The following is an 18,591-nucleotide window of genomic DNA, read 5'->3' on the forward strand; positions in this document are numbered from 1 at the left end:
GCTGCGCACCCCAACTTCACACGCTGGGCGTGGCGGGACGTTGCGTGGGGAGTTCGGCCGCGCTGCGCGCCTCAACTTCACACGCTGGGTGTGGCGCGATGTTGCGTGGGGAGTTTGGCCGCGCTGCGCGCCTCAACTTCACACACCGAGCAATCCTTGGCATTTGGGGGCGGAGCGGCGAGTATCTCCAGCGTGGCTGGTCAGGTGGGTAGCGTGCTGGCGGTGGTGGCTGTTCTTGTCGCGCTTGCCGCCGCCGTTGTCGCGGTGCTCAGGTTGCGGGCTCGGCGGGGGATTGCGACGGCCATGCAGCGGGCCACCTACGACGTGTTGCACACGGCTGAGCTCGCCGCCGAGCCGCTCCGAGCCGGGCTGACCTCGGCGACGGCCGGAAAGGCTGTTCGCCACCTGCGGACTCTCGTCGGCGCGACGGGGCTGGCGATCGTCGACGGGCGGACCTGTCTGGCGTTCGACGGGCGGGGGACACACCACGAGGAGCAGCTGACCTCGGCCGCGCGCAGGGCCATGAAAGCGCGGCGTTCCGTCGTACTCAATGGCTCTGATCTTCCTTGTGATCGCATGGATTGCGTGGTCCGCGGAGCTGTTGTGGCACCTCTTGCCGGTCCCGATGGCGCAGCCGAGGCGGCCCTCGTGGCCGTGAGTGACGACCAGCCGGCGCCGGGGCTGGTGCAGGCGACGCTGGAGGCCGCGCGCTGGGCCGGATCACAGCTTGCCCTCGCCGAGCTGGACTCCTCCCGGGAGCGGCTGGCCCGCGCTGAGGTCCGTGCCCTGCGCGCCCAGATCAGCCCGCACTTCATCTACAACGCGCTGACCGCGATCGCCTCGTTCGTCCGCACCGACCCGGAGCGCGCCCGCGAGCTGATCCTGGAGTTCGCCGAGTTCACGCGGTACTCGTTCCGCGCGCACGGCGAGTTCACCACGCTCGCCGAGGAACTGCGCTCGATCGACCGCTATCTGACCATCGAGCGGGCACGGTTCGGTGACCGGCTGCAGGTCAGGCTGCAGATCGCGCCCGAGGTGCTGCCGGTCGGCCTGCCGTTCCTCTGTCTGCAGCCGCTGGTGGAGAACGCGGTGCGTCACGGACTGTCGCGTAAGCCGGGCGTCGGTATGGTGAGCATCGAGGCGCGCGACGCGGGCGCGGAGTGCCACATCACGGTCGAGGATGACGGTGTCGGCATGGATCCGGAGGTCTTCGGGCGGGACGGCCACGACAGTGAGGACGGCCAGCACGTCGGTCTGGTGAATGTGGACGAGCGGTTGCGGTCGGTCTTCGGCGACCACAACGGTCTGGTGGTGGAGACCGCGCTGGGCGCGGGGACGAAAGTGAGCATGCGAGTGCCGAAATTCCATCCGCAGGTCCGGGCATGAGCAGCCTGGTCGTGCTGGCCGTGGACGACGAGCCACCGGCCCTCGACGAGCTCGCCTACCTGTTGAACGCGGACGGCCGGGTGGCGCACGTGCACCGGGCGGGTGACGCGACCGAGGCTCTGCGGGTGCTGCGCGACACCGAGGTGGACGCGGTCTTCCTGGACATCCGGATGCCCGGCCTGGACGGCATGGAGCTGGCCCGGATACTGCGCCGGTTCGCCCAGCCGCCGGCGATCGTCTTCGTGACCGCCTATGACGACGGTGCGGTGGACGCGTTCGACCTGGGTGTCACCGACTATGTGCGCAAGCCGGTGCGGGCCGAGCGGCTGGGCGAGTCGCTGCGGCGGGTTGCGGGCCTGCGTTCGGCGCCGGCTCCGGCCGTGCCGGCCGACGAGCCGGCGATTCCGGTGGAGCTGGCGGGCACGACGCGCATGCTGCCGCGGTCGTCGGTGCGGTGGGTGGAGGCGCAGGGCGATTACGCCCGGCTGCACACGGGGGAAAATTCGCATTTGGTACGCGTATCGCTCGCAACCTTGGCGGAGCGCTGGGCCAATGCCGGTTTTGTCCGCATCCATCGCTCGTATCTGGTCCAGTTGAGGCTGGTCACCGAGCTGCGCCTCACCAACTCGGGTTACGTGGTGGCCGTCGACGGCGTCGAGCTGCCGGTCAGCCGGCGCCACACCAGGGAGCTCAAGGACCGCCTGATCCGTGCCGCCAAGCACGACTGGACCCGCTAATCCACACCGTCATCCACAGGCCCAGGCCCTTCTCCACAGAGTTATCCACAGGGCCTGCAACTTGCACGAAACATCAGCCCGTCTCGGGCTGAGGGTGGCAGCGGTACCGACCGGCTGGGTCGGCGGCGAGGCCCGGAGAGAACGAAGATCTGACATGGGGCAGGCTACCGATGCGGCCGGCATCAAACGTCGTCGAGACGCCCGGCGCCGGCTACACCGTTTCACATAGCGGCTCGCATGGTCACCGGCCATCCGGAGCCTGCGGCATGCTTGGCGGGCTGTCTCTGCTGTTGGACGGCGCCTGCTGACGGCTCACCCGAGGGATCATGTCCAATCGGTCAAGCCGAGCTCGAATGACCCCGGCCAGGTGCTCCGCATGCTCTCGGTCGTCGCGGAACAGTCTGAGGGTGCAGGCGAAGTGCATCGAAGACCAGGGCGAAGCGCGCGGCGCCGGATCGAGGCGGCGTTGAGCAGGGGTACGAACTGGCCGGCTGACCCACTCGTTGCCGCGCATTTGTCGCAGCGAACGAGATCGAGCGGGCTGCCGTGAGACTCCAGATCTGACACCACGAGCCCCCGCTGGCCTGCTTTGCGCAGTTCAGCGGGGGTTTCTGCTGCTCGTGACCCTGCGGAGGGCGTGGGATTCGAACCCACGATGAGTTTCCCCATACCGGTTTTCAAGACCGGCGCCATCGGCCACTAGGCGAGCCCTCCCCGTAGTGCCGCTCCAGTCTGCCACCCGCCGACAATTCGTGTCGTACCGGTGGGGCAGAGTCGGGGGCATGCGCGCGATCGTGATCGAGGACAAACAGCTCATCTGGGCCGAGGCCCCGGATCCGGAGGCCGGCGACGGTGAGGTCGTGGTCGATGTGACCGCGGCCGCCGTCAACCGGGCCGATCTCATGCAGCGGCAGGGGCTCTATCCGCCGCCCGCCGGCGCGCCGCCCTATCCAGGGCTGGAGTGTTCCGGGGTGATCAGCGCGGTCGGGCCGGGCGTGACCGGTCATCACGTCGGTGAACGGGTGTGTGCGTTGCTTGCCGGGGGCGGTTACGCGGAGCGCGTTGCGGTGCCCGCCGGCCAACTGCTGCCGGTGCCGCCCGGCCTGTCGCTCGTTGAGGCCGCGGCACTGCCCGAGGTGGCGTGCACGGTGTGGTCCAACGTGGTGGATCGGGATCGGCTGCGGCCGGGTGAGACGTTGCTGGTGCACGGCGGCGGCAGCGGGATCGGCACCTTTGCGATCCAGCTGGGTGCGGCGCTGGGCGCGTCGGTGCTGGTCACGGCCCGTGCGGGAAAGCATGAGCGGTTGCGCGCGCTGGGTGCCGACCTGACCATCGACTATCAAGAGCAAGATTTTGTACGGGTGGTGCACGACTTCACGAGAGGTCGCGGAGCCGACGTCGTGCTCGACATCATGGGCGCGAAGTACCTGGACCGGAACGTCGACGTGCTCGCCGTCGAGGGGCGGATCTCGATCATCGGGATGCAGGGCGGCCGTAAGGCGGAGCTGGATCTCGGAAAGCTGATGGCGAAGCGGGGCCGGGTCTCGTCCACGTCGTTGCGGGCCCGTCCGCCGGCGGACAAGGCGCGGATCGTCAGCGGTGTGCGGGAGCAGGTGTGGCCGCTGGTCGCTGCCGGACTGGTCAAGCCGGTCATCCACACGACGTTTTCGCTGGCTGAGGCGGCTCAAGCGCACCGTCTCATGGAGTCGAGCGACCATCTGGGAAAGATTCTCCTGCTGCGCTGATCACTCGTTCGGGGGAACAATTCGGGAGGCAATGGTCCGATAAGTCCGTATATGCGGCGAGTCGCAACCGTCTGTGGCCGTCGCGAACCCAGCATGGACGGACAGTGCGGCCGGGTCCCGGCCGTGACGCCGCAAAAGGATCGCTGGGGGACACCGTGACCTACACACCGCACCGTTCCGCGCCCACCCGGACTCTCGTGCCGCTGGACGACGAGAGGGACAACCGCTGGCGGACGCGGATCTGGATCGCCGGTGGTGTGGTCGTGGTGCTCGCGCTGGTCGCTTTCGGCGTCTGGGGCGTGACGACCGCCGACCGTCGCCCGATGGCGGTGGGCGACGCGGTCCCGGGTGGAGCGCTCGCCGGCAACTTCGAGTTCGCGGCCGGCGATCTGCGCTGCGGGGTGGAGTCGGTCGGCCCGGACGGACTGGATCAGCGCGCTTCCGGGCAATTCTGCCTTCTTCACGTCACGGTGAAGAACATCGGTGGTGAACCGGAGCTGTTCGACAGTGGTGCACAGCGGGTCTACGACGCCAACGGCGTAGCCTACGCCGTCGCCGATCAGGCCGCGGTGTTTCTCAACGATCGCAACCCGACGCTGCTCAACGAAATCCCGCCCGGCGACAGTGTCGAAGGTGTTCTTCCGTTCGACGTACCCAAGGATGCGCAGCTCACAGAGGTCTCGGTGCACGGTTCGATGTCCACACCGGGCGTACGGATCCCGCTTCCTCCGGTTCGGTGACCGTCGCGTTTATCTTTTCGAGATTGGGGGATCAATTATCTGAATCGGCCCCCAGCGCATTCGATGGTGTGTTGGCATGGTCCACGGAATACGCACGGTTGTCCGGGTTCCCATTGCCCACCTTCGACGGCGGCAAAAGCGTGGCAGGCAGCATCGTCCACGCACGGATGGGATTCGCGCGAGTGCCCCGGGCCTATTTCGGAGGCAACACTGCACGGTACGTCGACGCGCCGCGCGTTGACCGCCGGCGCTCTTGCGCTGGCCGTCATCGCACCGGCCCTGGACCCGGTCGAGCACGCAGCGGAGGCCGTCATCACGCCGCCGCAGGCCTTGCCGACCACACCGGAGCTTCCGGATCTCTCGCCCGGCGACGAGATCCAGGGACGACAGCTCCGCAACCGAGATTGGCAGATTCCGCTGCGCGCGGACCTGGACGAACGGGCTGCGGCCGTACAGCGGGCGTCCCGTTCGATGCCACGGCGGCCCGCGGCCCGCGCCGCCGCACGACAGCGCCCGGTGGTGGCACCGGCCGCGCGGCAGGCGGTGAAGCTGAACAACCGCCCGGCCGCGCAACGCTTCATCACCCGCGACGGGTTCACCAACCGGGAGTCGGCGAGTGAGGCGGCCCGTGGCACCGCACGCGAGGTGGCGCGTGGCACCGCGCGCGAGGCGCGTGGAACGGCACGTGACGCGACCCGTGAGGCGGCGCGCGATGTGACCCGTGAGGCGGCGCGTGACGCGACCCGTGAGGCAGCGCGTGACGCGACCCGTGGACGGGCGGATGCGGTGACCCGTGGAGCGTCGGGCGGGACCGCGCGTGGGGCGGCTCGCGGGGCAGCCGACGGAGTGGTCCGTGGATCGGCGCACGCGGCGGCCGGTGACACCCGTGCCCATCGTCGTGTGGCCGTCCAGCAGAAGCGGACGACGGTCTCCAAGCGCAGTGGGATGTCGGTTCGCAAGACCACCCGGAGCACCTCGGCGCGCCGCCTCAAGACCAACCCCGGCCGGCGGATGGACGCGGTCATCGCCTTCGCCCGCTCGCAGGTCGGCAAGCGCTACGTACGGGGCGGCGAGGGGGCGGGTGGCTTCGACTGCTCGGGGTTCACCAAGCGCGCGTACGCCCGTGCCGGTCTGCGGCTCCCGCACTCGTCCGGCGCGCAGGCCCGGCGTGCGCGGGCCATCTCCCGCTCGCAGGCCCGCCCCGGCGATCTGGTGGTCGGGCGTGGCCACGTGGGCATCTACATGGGCAACGACATGATGATCGACGCGGGCAACCAGCGCACCGGTGTCGTGTACCGCAAGCTCTACCGGGGACTCAAGGTGGCGCGTCTGTAGCGGCGCCGGACAGAGCAGTGGGCACCCGCCGGACGACAGGTGCCCACTCGCTCTATCGCAACCGGGCGCGGGGATCTCTGCCGCACACACCCGGTCGGATGTCTGACAGAAGCATTACCGACGGGGCCTCTGGGCATGCGCACCACCTGTGCGTTTACACGTACGAGTGACGGCGCGTCGCAATGCGGGCGAAAGGCGCTTGTCACGTCAGCCGGTTAGTCTCGGCCCATCGTGGGAAAACTCGATCAGTTAGTCACCACGCCGCCGGAGGCCCATCATGAGTCTTGACCGTGCCCTGGCTCCCGACCCGTACGATCTTCTGCCGCCGGTCCCGTCCTTCACGGTGACCAGCGCCGACGCGACGGACGGGCAGCCACTCGACGAGCTCTTCGTGCACACGAGTGTTGGCGGGAAGAATCTCTCGCCGCAGTTGTCCTGGTCGGGGTTCCCCGACGAGACGCGGGGTTTCGTGGTCACCTGTTTCGACCCGGACGCGCCGACCGGGAGCGGGTTCTGGCACTGGGTGCTGGTCAACCTGCCGGTCAACGTCACCGAGCTGCCCCGGGGCGTCGACCCGTTGCCGGAGGGCGCGTTCTGCGTGCGCAACGATTACGGCGAGCGCAACTACGGTGGTTCGGCGCCGCCGCCCGGAGATCGCCCGCACCGCTACGTCTTCGCCGTGCACGCGATCGACGTCGACCGTCTCGAGGTGACGCCGGACGCGTCGCCGGCCTACGTCGGCTTCAACCTGGCGTTCCACACCCTGGCCCGAGCCACCGTCCGCCCCACCTTCCAGGTCCGCGGCTAACCCCCGTGTGAACTTCAGCCCCGCTCCCCACCCAAAAGTCACACGCTGCCGTGGTTGCTGGCGGTGTGTGGACTTCAGCCCCGCTCCGCACCCGAAAGTCACACGCTGCCGTGGTTGCTGGCGGTGTGTGGACTTCAGCCCCGCTCCGCACCCGAAAGTCACACGCTGCCGTGGGTGCTGGCGGTGTGTGGACTTCGGCCCCGGTCCGCGCCCGAAAGTCACACGCTTGAGGTGGGAGCGTGCCGGGGGCGGCCGGGAGGTGTGTGCGTTCTGCGGAGATGCTAAAGGCCGCCGGGTTAGCGGCGGCCTTTGCGGTGTTCGGCGGGGGGCGTCAGCGCGGCGACTTGGCGACGCAGAAGACGGACTGGCCGAACGGGGGCTTCACGAGGCGTTCGGCGGCCTTGGTCACCGGCAGCACCAGGCTGTCGTAGACCTTGACCATCGGGCCCTCTTTCGGCGCCAGCTTGAAGATGCTGGTGGCGCCGTAGTAGCCGATCAGGCCCAGCGCGTTGGCGTAGTGGAGCTTCTCGATCTCCAGACCGGCCTCGATGAAGGCGGCGGAGAGGGTCTTCTTCGTGTAGCGCCGGATGTGGCCCGTTGCGATGTCGACCTGGCTCATGGCGAACATGAACGCCGGCACGATGATGATGACCCGGCCGCCGGGGCGGACGAGGTCCTTCATGCTGCGCAGGGCGCCCACGTGGTCCTCGATGTGCTCGAGAACGTTGTAGGAGACGGCGGCGCTGTACTCCCCGTTCGCCTCGGGTGAGGGGAGGAGCATCTGCTTCACGTCGATGTTCGGGTGGTCGGCCATGCGCTCCTTGAGCAGCACGAGCCGGTCCGGGTCGGCCTCGGTCGCGGTGAAGCGCGGGAGGTGCTCGGCCCACTCGACCGCATAGTCACCGAGGCCACTGCCGACTTCGATGGGGTTGTCCCCGAGGTATGGGAGCGCGAGCTCGACGAACCACCTGCGGTGGTTCACAGCCGTGGCAAGGCCTTCGAGCACTTCGGACTGGATCCGCTGGTCTCCAGTGATGTCTGCCATAGGTGAGGTTCCCTCATCTTGCCGATCTGAGTTGCAGCGGGACCGGTGAAGTTAACCATCTGACGCGCCTAACCGAAAGTTGAGCGCCGGGCGCCGCTGATTTTTTGGCCTGATTGAGACATAGCAGGGTTGGGTACTCCGGTGGGTTACGCCTACTGAAGTCCACCAGATGGACACCTTGTGCGGGACACGCGAAAAACACGCGTACATATCGGCTCTATCACGCCTCGGGCGCTCACCGCTGGGTTCTTGAGAACCTCGGTTAGGCTCGCCGATGCTATGACGATTACGGGTTTTGACTCGACAGGCCAGTCAACCGGCGAGAACGTTCTCCCGCCCCGCCAAGTGACCCCCGCCGACGACCTGGACGCGGAGCTGATCGCCCTCGGGGGCGGTGTCACCCAAGCCTCTCCAGCGGTCGCCACACCGGTTGAGGAGAGCGAGGCTGAGCAGGCAATACAGCCTGCGGAGCGCCGCCGTCGGTGGCGCGTGCTCACGTGGCGCGACGTCCTGGCGATCTCGACTTTCGTCGCTGTCGCGCTCTTCGTCACAGCACCGTTGTGGCTCAATCTTGATCATGAACTGCGCGATGATCCGCAGGATCAGGCTTTCTTCGAGTGGATGCTGGCGCACGGTGCACGCGTGCTCACAGATGGCGTCTATCCGTTCTTCTCGGACCGCCTGAATTACCCCGACGGGGTGAACATGATGGCCAACACCTCGGTGTTGGCCGTTTCGTTGCCACTGACGCCGATCACTCTTCTGTTCGGTCCGCATGTGGCCTTCAACGTATTTCTCACCGGCGCATTGGCATTAACCGGGACTTCGTGGTATCTGGTGCTCTCCCGCCGCTTCGTGACCTCCCGGCTGGCCGCGTGGGTGGGTGCTCTCTTCTGCACCTTCGCGCCGAGCATGGTGTCGCACGCCGGCGGTCACCCGAACATCGTCTCGCAGTTCCTGGTTCCGCTGATCATCTGGCGCACGCTGGAGCTGCGCCGGCCGCGCCGCGCGATCCGCAACGGGCTCCTGCTGGCCGGGCTGCTGATCTGGCAGGCGTTCATCAACCTCGAGATCCTGTTCATGACCGCGGTCGGCCTCGGCATCTTCTGCGTCGTCATGGCCGTGGTCCGGCGCGGGGTGCACCGCGGTGAGTTCCTCACCTTCGTCCGTGCCCTCGGCGTCACCGCCGCGGCCACGCTCGCCGCGCTGGCCTATCCGCTGAGCGTCCAGTTCTTCGGGCCGCAGAGCTACCAGGGCCTCGCCGAGTTCGTCCGCAACTTCGGCGCCGACCTGGGTTCCTTCACGGCGTACGCGAGCCGCTCCGTCGCCGGCAACAGCGCGGTGGCGACGGCCCTCGCGCAGAACCCTGCGGAGGAGAACGCCTTCTTCGGCTGGGGACTGGTCATCCTCTTCTTCGGGCTGGTCCTCTGGATGCGGCGGAGCGCACCGGTGGTGACCATCGGCGCGATCGCGGTTTTCTTCGCGGCGATGTCGCTCGGACCGCGCATTTACCTGAACGGCATCAACACCGGCGTCCCGGGCATCTGGGCGATCATGCACAGCATCCCGGTCCTCGACTCGGCCGTGCCGACCCGCTGGGCCATGGCGATCGCGCCGATGGTCGGCATCGTGCTCGCGCTCGGCTGCCAGCGCGCCGCCGACCTCATCAAGTCGCAGCCGCACTCCCGCGGCCCGGTCCGGGTGGCGATGATCACAGCGGTCGCGATGGCGCTCGTGCCGCTCGCGCCGACCCCGCTGCAGACCGTCGCGATGTCGCCGGTCCCCGAGTTCGTCACCTCCGGCGCCTGGCGGCAGTACGTGGACGACGACCACACCCTGGTCGCCCTGCCGCTGCCGGACAGCAGCTACCCGGATCCGCTGCGCTGGACCGCCTACACCGGGCACGACATGCGCATCGCCGGGGCGTACGCGTTGCTGCCCAACCAGAACCCGCAGAACCCGGACGACCGCACCGCGATCTTCTCGCCGCCGTGGCGCCCGACCAGCGGCCTGATCACGTCGATCCGGCAGGGCAACCCGATCCCCGAGGTGACCGCCGAGCGGCGCGAGATGACCCTCGCCGACCTGCGGTTCTGGAACGCGGGGGCGGTCGTCCTGACACCGCAGCCGCGCGACATCGAGATGCTGCGCACGATGTCCGACCTGCTCGGCTTCCGCCCGACCTGGACCGGCGGCGTCTGGCTGTGGGACGTCGGCGCCATTGTGGACGACCCCGACGCCGTGCTGACCGCGGAGACTCAGCCCTGACCAAGGGTGCTGACCGCGGAGACGCAACCCTGACCGCGGAGACGCAGACCTGACTTGAGTGCCGCCGGTGCCGGGAGAACCGTTCCCGGCCGGCGGCGGCGTGCGGCCTGGCGCCGCACGTTGCCGGTGCGGTTCTTACGAAGCAGGACGCGTAGCGCGTACGTTTAAGGGGTTTTGATGCAGCAACCCGGGCAGACCTTGGGCTGAGGCAGGGTGAAGGCCAGGCAGCAGGTCTTGCGGCGCACGTCGAGTTTGCCGCCTCGCCCGGAGTACAGCTCGATCAGATCGCGCACACCCAGCGTGCCCAGCAGGCGGTCGATGCTCTCCGCCGACGAGCCGGGCAGGACGTCCGCGGAACGCAGAACGCCGTAGGCGATGCCGGAGGCGAGCGAACCGAGCAGCGTGCGCTTGCCGAGGCGGACCCGGCCGTGGATGGCCTCCAGCAGCGGAGTGAGGTGCTCGTCGAGGATCGCCCGGCGGAACTCGGCCAGCAGCGCGTCCTCGTCGGCGACCACGCGGACCTGGGGCAGGCCGCTGAGCGCGAGAGGGTCACTCGGAAGGACGGCGACCGGGATCGACGGGCGGACACCCAGCGTGATCAGCGGGCGCGGGTCGTCGAAGTGCATCAGGGTGTCACGCGCGGTGAGCAACGGGACGCGGCGCGCGGAGGCCCAGCCGAGCACGGCGGGCAGGGTGAGCCAGTAGGTGTAGGCCTTCCAGGCCAGCGCGGCGGCGGCATGCGGCTGAGCGTTCCAGCGCCGGCTTGCGGAATCGAGCAGGGTTTCCAGATGTACGCCAGTGAGCTCCGCGGTCGACGACCAGGCAGTCTGGTCGTGCACGATCAGGTCGGGCGCCAGCCCGGGCAGCTGGGTGCTCGTGCCGAACATCGCCCGGAGCGTTGCGGTGACCGGGGCGAGGGGGGAGAGTTCCAGGGTGATGGTCACGGGCGGATGCCTGCCCGCGGCGACAATGGTCGCTGAGTCACCGTGTTTCTCCTCGTCGAGGTGTGGTCCAGGACGACCTACCGTACCTGGTTAAGGGTAGCCTAACCACACTCTGAGGCGGGATCTTTCGGACGAATACCCTGAGCAAGAATTACTTGACGTAGCGTTGCGCCCTTGCCGGATTTGTCAAGGTACCTGTCGGCAACGCGCTACTAGCCCCTTACGGACACTCCCGGCGGCGACACTGAGATTGCCGTCGCGAAGGGGACATCCGTGATGACCACCTCGCCCATTGAACGGGCCGCAGATCAGTTCGTTACGGCGCTTGCGCAATGGCGGGTCGAGCGTGGGATGACAAAGAAGCAGCTCGCCGCGCGGATGGGCTTCGACCCCTCCTACGTGAGCCACGTCGAGGGACGGCGACACAAGCCCACCGAGGATTTCGCCCGCAGGGCCGAGGCTGTGCTCAACGCGGGCGGTGCGATCTGGCAGCGATTCCAGGAGTACGACGAACTGCGCCACGCGCGCGGAGGCGGCTCGGCCATGCACCGTGACCCACCGGTGCCGGTCCAGTGGCTGCCGCCCGGCACCGGGCTCGTCGTCGAGCAGGAGATCGCCGAACTGCGGTACACCGAGGGCGCGTACCGGTGCGTGGTCAAGCGGGCCCTCTACAACGCCGGTGTCGAGCCGGTCACCCGGTACCTCGTGAAGATCGCGGTGGATCGCTATCCGCACGATCCGGCCGGTTCGAACCGGCACCACCGGGAGAACCCGCTGACGTTCGAGGAGATGGACGTCGAGGCGCGGGCCGGCGAGGGTGACGCCGCCGAGTCGATGCAGTGGCGGGTCAAGCTGGACCGGGACGCGGCCAAGGAGATCTGGCTGCTGTTCGCCAACGAGCGCGGGCAGTTCCCGCTCTATCCGGGCGAGCGGACGACTATCGATTACGCGTACACGGTCGGTGAGGAGAAATGGGGCCAGTGGTTCCAGCGGGCCGTCCGGCTGCCGACGCGCTCGCTGACCGTCCGGCTCAACTTCCCACAGAGCTTCGAACCGCAGGTATGGGGTGTGGAGGCGTCCCTCGCCGCCGAGGTGCCCGTCCGCACCCCGCTGGAACGCCGCATCGAGGGAGGTCGCGCCATCTTCGAGTGGTCCACCGACGCGCCCCTGCTCAACGCCCGGTACCGCCTGGAATGGCGGTACCGCGGCGCCGACGCTCCGAAGTACGACGAGATCGGGCCGCCGGAGCCGGCCCTGCCCCGCGCCTCGCACCGCATGCGGGGCATCGGCATCATCCAGCGCGGATCCGACCTGCTGCGGCAGCGGGCCCGCCACTTCCAGCTGCCCCGGGAGGGCGCCGCCGCCCGGGAGGCCGTCACCCGGCTGCTGACCTCGCTGGGCCGGCTGCAGGATCTGCACGAGTTCAGCAAGGGTGTCGGCCTGGCCGCACCGCAGATCGGCGCGCCGGTCGCGGCCGCCGTGGTACGACCACCGGACGTCGACGTCGACCCGGTGGTGCTGCTCAACCCCCGTGTCGTCGGTGAGTCGGCGGACTCCGACGAGCAGTACGAGGGCTGCCTGTCGTTCTTCGACTACCGCGGTCTGGTGGCACGCCCGTTGCGAATCGACGTGGAGCACGCCCGCTTCGACGGGACGCGGGTGGTCACCACGTTCGAGCGGGCGCTGGCCCGGTTGATCAGTCACGAGATCGACCACCTGGAGGGCCGGTTGTACGTCGACCGGATGGACGCCGAGTCGAAGCTGGTTCCGGTGGCGCAGTACCAGCAGACAGGTCGTCCCTGGGACTACTAGTCGGTAAAGCTGTCGTACTTTATCCGTACAGAGGGGACCTGTAGCTCGGAGAGGGTCTTCAGGGTGGCCTTCACCATGCGACCCGAACCGGAGACGAAGAAGTCGTGCTCCTGCCACGGGCCGTACCGGGCGACGACGTCCGAGATGTTGCCCTGCTCGCCCGGGAAGCCGGGATCGTCGCTGCACGCGGTCACCACCGACAGCCACGGGTAACGGGCGGCCAGCCGGTTGAGGTCGGCCAGGTCGTACAGGTCGTCACGGGTCCGCGCACCGAAGAAGACGTGCACCCAGCGGGTCCGGTTGTAGCGGGTCAGCTCCTCCAGCAGCGACTTGATCGGCGCCAGGCCGGTGCCCCCGGCCACGAACACGGCGTCCCGGGTCGATCTTCGGTCCAGAGTCATCGAGCCCATCGGCGCGGCCATCTTGATCATGTCGCCGACCTGCAGGCGGCGGACCAGGGCGCTGGACACCCAGCCGGCACCCACCGCGCGGACGTGGAACTCCAGCGTGTTGTCCCGGCGCGGAGCGTTCGCCGGTGAATAGGTGCGCCACAGCCGTGGCTGGTACCTCGGTGCCTCGATGCTCATGTACTGCCCGGCCCGGAACTCCAGCGGCTGCATCGGCAGGACGGTGAAGACCGCGATGTCCCGGGCGCGGCGCTCGTGTGCGACCACCTCGCCGTACCAGTAGGGCGGATTCGGGTCGGCGTCCGCGCCGGCCAGCATCTTGGAGGCGATCACCGCGTAGGCGTCGGCCCACGCCTGGTCGTACTCGACGCCCCACTGCTCACCGGCGAAGTACCGCATCGACTCGATCAACGCCCCGCCCACGACCTCGTAGTGCTCCGGCTCCACGTGGAACTTCCGGTGATCCCGTCCCAGCGCGCGCAGGTACTCGTCGAACTTCTCCGGATCCTCCAGCGTCTGCACCGCGGTCACGATCGCGTTCAGCAGACGCGCACGCTGCACGTCCATCTGGACCGGGAACAGATCCCGCAGGTCCGGGTGCGCCAGGAACATCCGGGCGTAGAAATAGCCGGCAACCTTGTCCGAATGCTCCTCGACCAGGCTCCAGCTCTCCTTGAGCAAGCGTGCGAGGTCTCCCATGCATTCAGGGTGGTCAGCACAGTCAGGAACACGACGCACCTGAGGTGCGACTCGTCACGCCTCTAAAGTTGGCGCGTGACTCTTGAGCGTCAGCAGGCCACCCGTCCGGGGTACACGGCCGAGATCGTCATCGTGTTGTTGCTGTCGCTCGGGCAGTCGGCGGTCTATGCCATCGTGTCGCTCAGCGCGAAGCTCACGGCCGACAAGCCCCTCGCCCAGCAGACCGCCACGCTCAACCCGACCGTGTCGCCGCGGCCCTACCTCGACCTGACGTACCAGCTGCTCGGCATCGTCTTCGCGCTGATCCCGGTCATGCTCGTCATCTACCTGCTGCTGCGCGACAACATCTCGCCGAGCCGCGAGCTCGGCATCGACTATCGCAAACCGGGCTTCGACATCGGCTGGGGCGTGGGACTTGCCGCCGGCATCGGGATACCAGGCCTTCTTCTGGTGTACGCGGCGCTACAGCTCGGCGTGAACGCGCAGATCGTCCCGTCCGGGCTCCAGCCGTACTGGTGGGCGGTGCCGGTGCTGATCCTGGCCGCCATCGAGAACGCCGTGCTCGAAGAGGTGATCGTGGTCGGTTACCTGATCACACGCCTGCGGGCACTGTCCTTCTCCACCGTCTGGATCGTCGCCTGCTCGGCTGTCCTCCGCGGCTCCTACCACCTGTACCAGGGCTTCGGCGCGTTCGTCGGCAACGCGGTCATGGGCGTGGTGTTCGCCCTGTTCTTCCTCCGGTACAAGCGCGTGATGCCGCTGATCGTGGCGCACGCCATCCTCGATGTGGCCGCCTTCGTGGGCTATCAGCTGTTGCCGGACTCCTGGCTGTCCTGGCTGTCGCTGTAGAGCCGCCGGGCTTTCACCGCCAGCGACTCGATCGTTGAGCGTGCGGTCAGCGCCGCCGCGACCAGGCTGGTGCCGGGGAAGACCCGATTGGTGAGACGCAGCGCCGCCCAGGCGAGGCCGGCGCCGGCAAGCCGGCCCGGATCCAGCGGGGCGAGACGCAGGATGTCGTCCGCGCGGCGTGGGTGGGTCGGATCGATTCCGTACGCGGCCGCGAGATGCAGGATGAATTCGGCGTGGGTGAACGCCGCCGCTCCTGCGAGGGTGATCGGGGTGTACGGGCCGGTGGTGGCTGCCAGGGTGGCCCGGATGGTCGCCGATCGGGTGAAATGGTGGGTTGCGAGGCGGGCCAGGTCTTTCGGGGTTGCTGTGGGGTAGTGGGCTCGGAGGTGGTCGGCCCAGGACTGGGCTCGCGGTCCGAGAGTCTGGACGGCTGCGCGGGCCAGGGTTTGCGGGGCCTCTGCGGGGGTGGCCAGGAGGGTGGGCAAGAGGTCCTGGAGCGTGGGGTCTTCCGCGGGTCTCGCCGGTGTGCTGACCTCGGTCTTGACTACCGCCTTCACCGGTTCCGGTGCCTTCACCGGTTCCGGTGCCTTCACCGGTTCCGGTGCCTTCACCGGCTCCGGTGCCTTCACCGGCTCCGGTGCCTTCACCGGCTCCGGTGGGGCTGGGGTGGCCTTTGCCGTGGGGGTGGCTTTCTTGGCCGGGGTGGCTTTGACGGCGGGCGTCGTCTTCTTGGCGGGAGCCGCCTTCTTGGCCGGGGTTGCCTTCTTGACGGGGGCGGCCTTCTTGGCGGGCGCCTTCTTAGCGGGCGGCGCGTCGGCCGTCTCCACGTTTTCCGCCGGAGCTTCCACCGCCGGAGCTTCCACCGATGGGCGGGACGGCTGCGGCGGGACCGCCTTTCGAGTGGTCTTGCGGGGGGCGCTTTCACCCGTACCGTCAGAAGAGTGAGCTTCGGCACCCTGGCCGGGTTGTGGGGGTTGGAAAGTCACAGCCGGGGCCGCGCGCCGGCGTGCCGGCGCTGCGCCAGGGGGATTCGGCTCGGGCGCGCTGAAGGGCGCCCGCGGATCGCGTGCGCGCGGGGCGTCCCGGCGGGTGTTCTCCTCCATCGAACGAAGCGTAGCCGTTCTTGCAACGTTTCGCCTGTTGGCGGCCGGTCAGGAAGATCAGCGGCGTGCCAAGTGGCGGCCTCTTTGTGCGGCGTCCTCGGGGTCCGGTATTCTCAAGCCTCGGTGACCTCCGGGCCACCGGGGAGACTTCGCCTAGTCTGGTCTATGGCGCCGCACTGCTAATGCGGTTGGGGTTTTAAAGCCCCTCCCGGGTTCGAATCCCGGAGTCTCCGCGCAAAAGTCGGTGTGTATGCTGGCTGAGCACTGAGCGCCCGTAGCTCAATGGATAGAGCATCTGACTACGGATCAGAAGGTTAGGGGTTCGAGTCCCTTCGGGCGCACTTCTTATAAATGGCCGTGAGCTGCGGAAACGCGGTTGGCGGCCATTTTTGTGTCCCAGGTTTAGGCCCCGATCCTCCCGCCATGTGGGATGTGGTGATCCGATGGTGATCGGCTGTTCCGGAACGGCCTGTCTTCACCCGTGCTGACCAGTGCTTTTCCGTCCATAGCGGTGTGATCGCGCGGGCGCTCGGACTCGCCACGGTCGAACCATGCACGTGCGAGCCGATGCTGCTGTTTCTTTCTTCTATGTCAGCGATGTCGCGCCATGCTGGCTCGGATCGCGATGACGACGCGGTTGCCGGCGTGTCGATCGACGGCGCTGTGCAGCCCGAGATCGGTTATCCGACCGTCGCGGGCTTTCCACTGTCCGGCTCCGGCGTCGCGACCGAGGAGGGAACCGAGGGAGTCGATCGTGGCCTTCCAAAGGTTCGGCCACGCGCGGCGGGGTCCAACTACGAAGGCGAGTTGGAGCGTGACGCCACCGTCCGGCAATGGGTGGGCGGTGGTGATCTGATCCCGGATCTGTTCCTTGAAGGCGGTGCTCTCGGCTGCGGCTGTCGTGTTCACCTCGAACGAGTACGTTCCGCCCGGGTCAGAAGCCACTCGGCCCTGGCCTACTGCGATCGAGGATGTGGGCGCGTGCCGCTTGGTTGCCCACACCGAGACGAACTGCCGCCCAGTGCTCGCTGTCAATCTCGGGACCAGGGGGAACAGGTAGTTGTCCAGGTCGTGGTAGCTGAGCAGGGAGACGCTGTCCGGTAGGCCGACGTCGAGCTTCAGCGCGAGGGGATCGGGCGTCGCGCTCACCCGCTGGGCAATGACGCGGTGCACCCCCGTGATGAACGCGGCCAAGCGGACCTGACCGGGTGAACCGGACCTATCCCAGCTGGCGAGAGCAGGCTGGCCGCTGAGGGGTTCGTCCACCGTCTCCGGCTGCGCGTTGAAGACGGGCACGGTCATCAATCGAACCTATCGCCCTGGCTTTGGTCGTTCCACGAGGAGATTGTCAGCCAGTTGGGCAGTGGTGTGCGCCCAGCCAGCTGCCAGGGTGGCTGAGTAGGTACGACGAAGCGCTGGCTGAGAGGGCTGGTCCACCTCATACCCCGCTTCGGATCAAGCGCCGCTACCGCATCATCGATCACCGACATGGCCGCCCTGTGGGTACTGAAGCGTCATCGTGGCATGCGTCTTGGCGATCGTGCCGGAAGCCGTACCGGTTTCGGCATGTGCGTCGGCGCGTCGTTGGACGGTGATGTGCGGGGTGGCGGTGCGCGTGGTGTCCCAGGCCTTGACCTGGTTGACGATCCGCTCAGCGAGGGCGGTTGCGGCCGGCCCGTGTCCGGTCGCGCCGAGTTCCCACAGACCGTCGTCGGCCGCGCGTCGCAGTGCCAGGTAGGCGATGGAAGTGTCCTCGACGAGGGCGGCCGTCAATGCCGGGATTGCTGGATTGCAGATGCCGGCGTCGATCGCCTCGTGGGTGGCGCGGATCCGGCACGTCGCTGGGTCGGTTACGGTGAGGCGCAGCCATACTCCGTCGAACGGCTCCTCGCCGTCGACGGTCACCGTTGACCAGATTGATGCCTGTTCGCCGCGGTGCAGGGTGGTACCGATCGCCGACGGGTTGATGTTCTGGTCGGTGTCCCAGGTCAGAGTGACACCGTCGGTCGCCTCGTGGGTGTGTTCGCCGGCCTGTCCGACGAGGGGCACGAAGCCGCACAGTTGCATTGAGTCCGACTCGAGCCGGCCGTCGGTGTAGGCGAAGGCGATCGACCGGGTCTGGCCGCGCCACCGTAGGGGCACGACGATCCGGGCGCCTGGACGCAGTTGCTCCCACCAGGCGACGGGGATGTCCCAGGTGCCGACGGTCAGGATCAGCCGGTCGTACGGCCCGTGCTCGACGTCGCCGAGGGTGCCGTCGCGGGTGATGACGGTGACTGCCTCGAATCCGGTGGCGTCCAGGTTCTTGCGGGCCCCGGCGGTGACCTCCGGGTCGATGTCGACCGTGGTCACGTTCCTGCCGTCGCCGGTCAGGGTTGCCAGAAGGGCGGCGTTGTAGCCGGTGCCCGCGCCGACCTCGAGGATGTTGTGTCCCGGCTGCACGTCCAGCTGGTCGAGCATCATCGCGACGATCAGCGGTTCGGAGGCGCAGCTGAGCGCGGCACCGGTGCCAGCTCTCTTGGTGATGACGGCGGCTTCGCCGTACGCGTTTTCCAGTGGGTGCCCTGTCACGAAGGCGTGCCGTGGGATGGTGCGCATCGCTTGTTCGACGGCTGGGGTCAAGGCCCATCCGTCGGCGCGGATCCGGTCGACCATGAGGTCGCGCAGGGCCTCGGGGGAGGGCGGTGTTCGCGTCGTCATGGGTGTCCTTTCG

16 protein-coding genes and 3 tRNA genes are annotated in these 18,591 nt (G+C 68.1%); 11 read left to right on the forward strand and 8 right to left on the reverse strand.

Annotated features, from left to right (window positions below):
* The first annotated feature begins 192 nt into the window (after positions 1–192).
* Together AB0M02_RS30955 and AB0M02_RS30960 are read left to right on the forward strand one after the other, a co-directional pair.
* Entirely contained in the window at positions 193–1,386 is a 1,194-nt protein-coding gene (locus AB0M02_RS30955) for a histidine kinase (protein ID WP_364233153.1), read from the forward strand.
* Complete coding sequence (locus tag AB0M02_RS30960) at positions 1,383–2,123, forward strand: LytTR family DNA-binding domain-containing protein (RefSeq protein ID WP_364233156.1); 741 nt, start codon at positions 1,383–1,385, stop codon at positions 2,121–2,123. Before AB0M02_RS30955 ends, AB0M02_RS30960 begins: the two co-directional genes overlap by 4 nt.
* 629 nt (positions 2,124–2,752) lie before the next feature.
* Here AB0M02_RS30960 and AB0M02_RS30965 read toward each other — a convergent pair.
* Positions 2,753–2,837, reverse strand: a tRNA-Ser gene (locus AB0M02_RS30965).
* A 68-nt stretch (positions 2,838–2,905) separates the two neighbouring features.
* On the opposite strand from AB0M02_RS30965, the gene AB0M02_RS30970 reads away from it, so the two are divergent.
* From AB0M02_RS30970 to AB0M02_RS30985, 4 genes are all read left to right on the forward strand, one after another.
* A complete protein-coding gene (locus AB0M02_RS30970) occupies positions 2,906–3,868 on the forward strand; it encodes an NAD(P)H-quinone oxidoreductase (protein ID WP_364233157.1) in 963 nt (320 codons plus the stop codon).
* A gap of 263 nt (positions 3,869–4,131) precedes the next feature.
* Entirely contained in the window at positions 4,132–4,608 is a 477-nt protein-coding gene (locus tag AB0M02_RS30975) for a DUF4352 domain-containing protein (protein WP_364233159.1), read from the forward strand.
* Between the two features lie 237 nt (positions 4,609–4,845).
* Positions 4,846–5,943, forward strand: coding sequence for a C40 family peptidase (locus tag AB0M02_RS30980; RefSeq protein WP_364233161.1), 1,098 nt, complete (start codon positions 4,846–4,848; stop codon positions 5,941–5,943).
* Positions 5,944–6,220: 277 nt separating this feature from the next.
* Positions 6,221–6,751 carry a YbhB/YbcL family Raf kinase inhibitor-like protein gene (locus AB0M02_RS30985; RefSeq protein WP_364233164.1) on the forward strand — a complete coding sequence of 177 codons (531 nt, stop codon included), beginning with the start codon at positions 6,221–6,223 and terminating at the stop codon, positions 6,749–6,751.
* 331 nt (positions 6,752–7,082) lie between these two features.
* On the opposite strand, the gene AB0M02_RS30990 is transcribed toward AB0M02_RS30985, so the two are convergent.
* Together AB0M02_RS30990 and AB0M02_RS30995 are read right to left on the reverse strand one after the other, a co-directional pair.
* Entirely contained in the window at positions 7,083–7,796 is a 714-nt protein-coding gene (locus tag AB0M02_RS30990) for a class I SAM-dependent methyltransferase (RefSeq protein ID WP_364233166.1), read from the reverse strand.
* Positions 7,797–8,108: 312 nt separating this feature from the next.
* Complete coding sequence (locus AB0M02_RS30995) at positions 8,109–8,573, reverse strand: hypothetical protein (protein ID WP_364233168.1); 465 nt, start codon at positions 8,571–8,573, stop codon at positions 8,109–8,111.
* On the opposite strand from AB0M02_RS30995, the gene AB0M02_RS31000 reads away from it, so the two are divergent.
* Entirely contained in the window at positions 8,574–10,064 is a 1,491-nt protein-coding gene (locus tag AB0M02_RS31000; protein ID WP_364233170.1) for a hypothetical protein, read from the forward strand. It abuts the gene before it with no gap.
* 164 nt (positions 10,065–10,228) lie between these two features.
* Here AB0M02_RS31000 and AB0M02_RS31005 read toward each other — a convergent pair whose 3' ends face one another.
* Positions 10,229–10,951 carry a hypothetical protein gene (locus tag AB0M02_RS31005; protein WP_364233318.1) on the reverse strand — a complete coding sequence of 241 codons (723 nt, stop codon included), beginning with the start codon at positions 10,949–10,951 and terminating at the stop codon, positions 10,229–10,231.
* A gap of 333 nt (positions 10,952–11,284) precedes the next feature.
* On the opposite strand from AB0M02_RS31005, the gene AB0M02_RS31010 reads away from it, so the two are divergent.
* Positions 11,285–12,820 (forward strand): peptide deformylase, encoded by a 1,536-nt coding sequence (locus AB0M02_RS31010; RefSeq protein ID WP_364233173.1) that lies wholly within the window; start codon positions 11,285–11,287, stop codon positions 12,818–12,820.
* Here the strand turns inward: AB0M02_RS31010 and AB0M02_RS31015 are convergent.
* Positions 12,817–13,926 (reverse strand): globin domain-containing protein, encoded by a 1,110-nt coding sequence (locus AB0M02_RS31015; protein ID WP_364233176.1) that lies wholly within the window; start codon positions 13,924–13,926, stop codon positions 12,817–12,819. The genes AB0M02_RS31010 and AB0M02_RS31015 overlap by 4 nt on opposite strands.
* 75 nt (positions 13,927–14,001) lie before the next feature.
* Here AB0M02_RS31015 and AB0M02_RS31020 point away from each other — a divergent pair, with 75 nt between their 5' ends.
* Positions 14,002–14,775: a CPBP family intramembrane glutamic endopeptidase gene (locus AB0M02_RS31020; protein WP_364233177.1), complete on the forward strand. Its 774-nt coding sequence runs from the start codon at positions 14,002–14,004 to the stop codon at positions 14,773–14,775.
* Here AB0M02_RS31020 and AB0M02_RS31025 read toward each other — a convergent pair.
* Positions 14,733–15,623 carry a hypothetical protein gene (locus AB0M02_RS31025; RefSeq protein WP_364233179.1) on the reverse strand — a complete coding sequence of 297 codons (891 nt, stop codon included), beginning with the start codon at positions 15,621–15,623 and terminating at the stop codon, positions 14,733–14,735. The two genes, AB0M02_RS31020 and AB0M02_RS31025, sit on opposite strands and share 43 nt — an antisense overlap.
* A 397-nt stretch (positions 15,624–16,020) precedes the next feature.
* Here AB0M02_RS31025 and AB0M02_RS31030 point away from each other — a divergent pair.
* Together AB0M02_RS31030 and AB0M02_RS31035 are read left to right on the forward strand one after the other, a co-directional pair.
* A tRNA-Ser gene (locus AB0M02_RS31030) sits at positions 16,021–16,111 on the forward strand.
* Positions 16,112–16,146: 35 nt separating this feature from the next.
* Positions 16,147–16,219 (forward strand) — tRNA-Arg (locus tag AB0M02_RS31035).
* Positions 16,220–16,469: 250 nt separating this feature from the next.
* Here the strand turns inward: AB0M02_RS31035 and AB0M02_RS31040 are convergent.
* Together AB0M02_RS31040 and fxlM are read right to left on the reverse strand one after the other, a co-directional pair.
* Positions 16,470–17,180 (reverse strand): hypothetical protein, encoded by a 711-nt coding sequence (locus AB0M02_RS31040; protein WP_364233182.1) that lies wholly within the window; start codon positions 17,178–17,180, stop codon positions 16,470–16,472.
* 171 nt (positions 17,181–17,351) lie between these two features.
* Positions 17,352–18,578, reverse strand: a complete 1,227-nt coding sequence (gene fxlM / locus AB0M02_RS31045) for a methyltransferase, FxLD system (protein WP_364233184.1) — start codon at positions 18,576–18,578, stop codon at positions 17,352–17,354.
* Between the last annotated feature and the right edge of the window lie 13 nt (positions 18,579–18,591).

The sequence above is a fragment of the Actinoplanes sp. NPDC051861 genome, from assembly GCF_040681145.1.
Classification (GTDB): domain Bacteria; phylum Actinomycetota; class Actinomycetes; order Mycobacteriales; family Micromonosporaceae; genus Actinoplanes.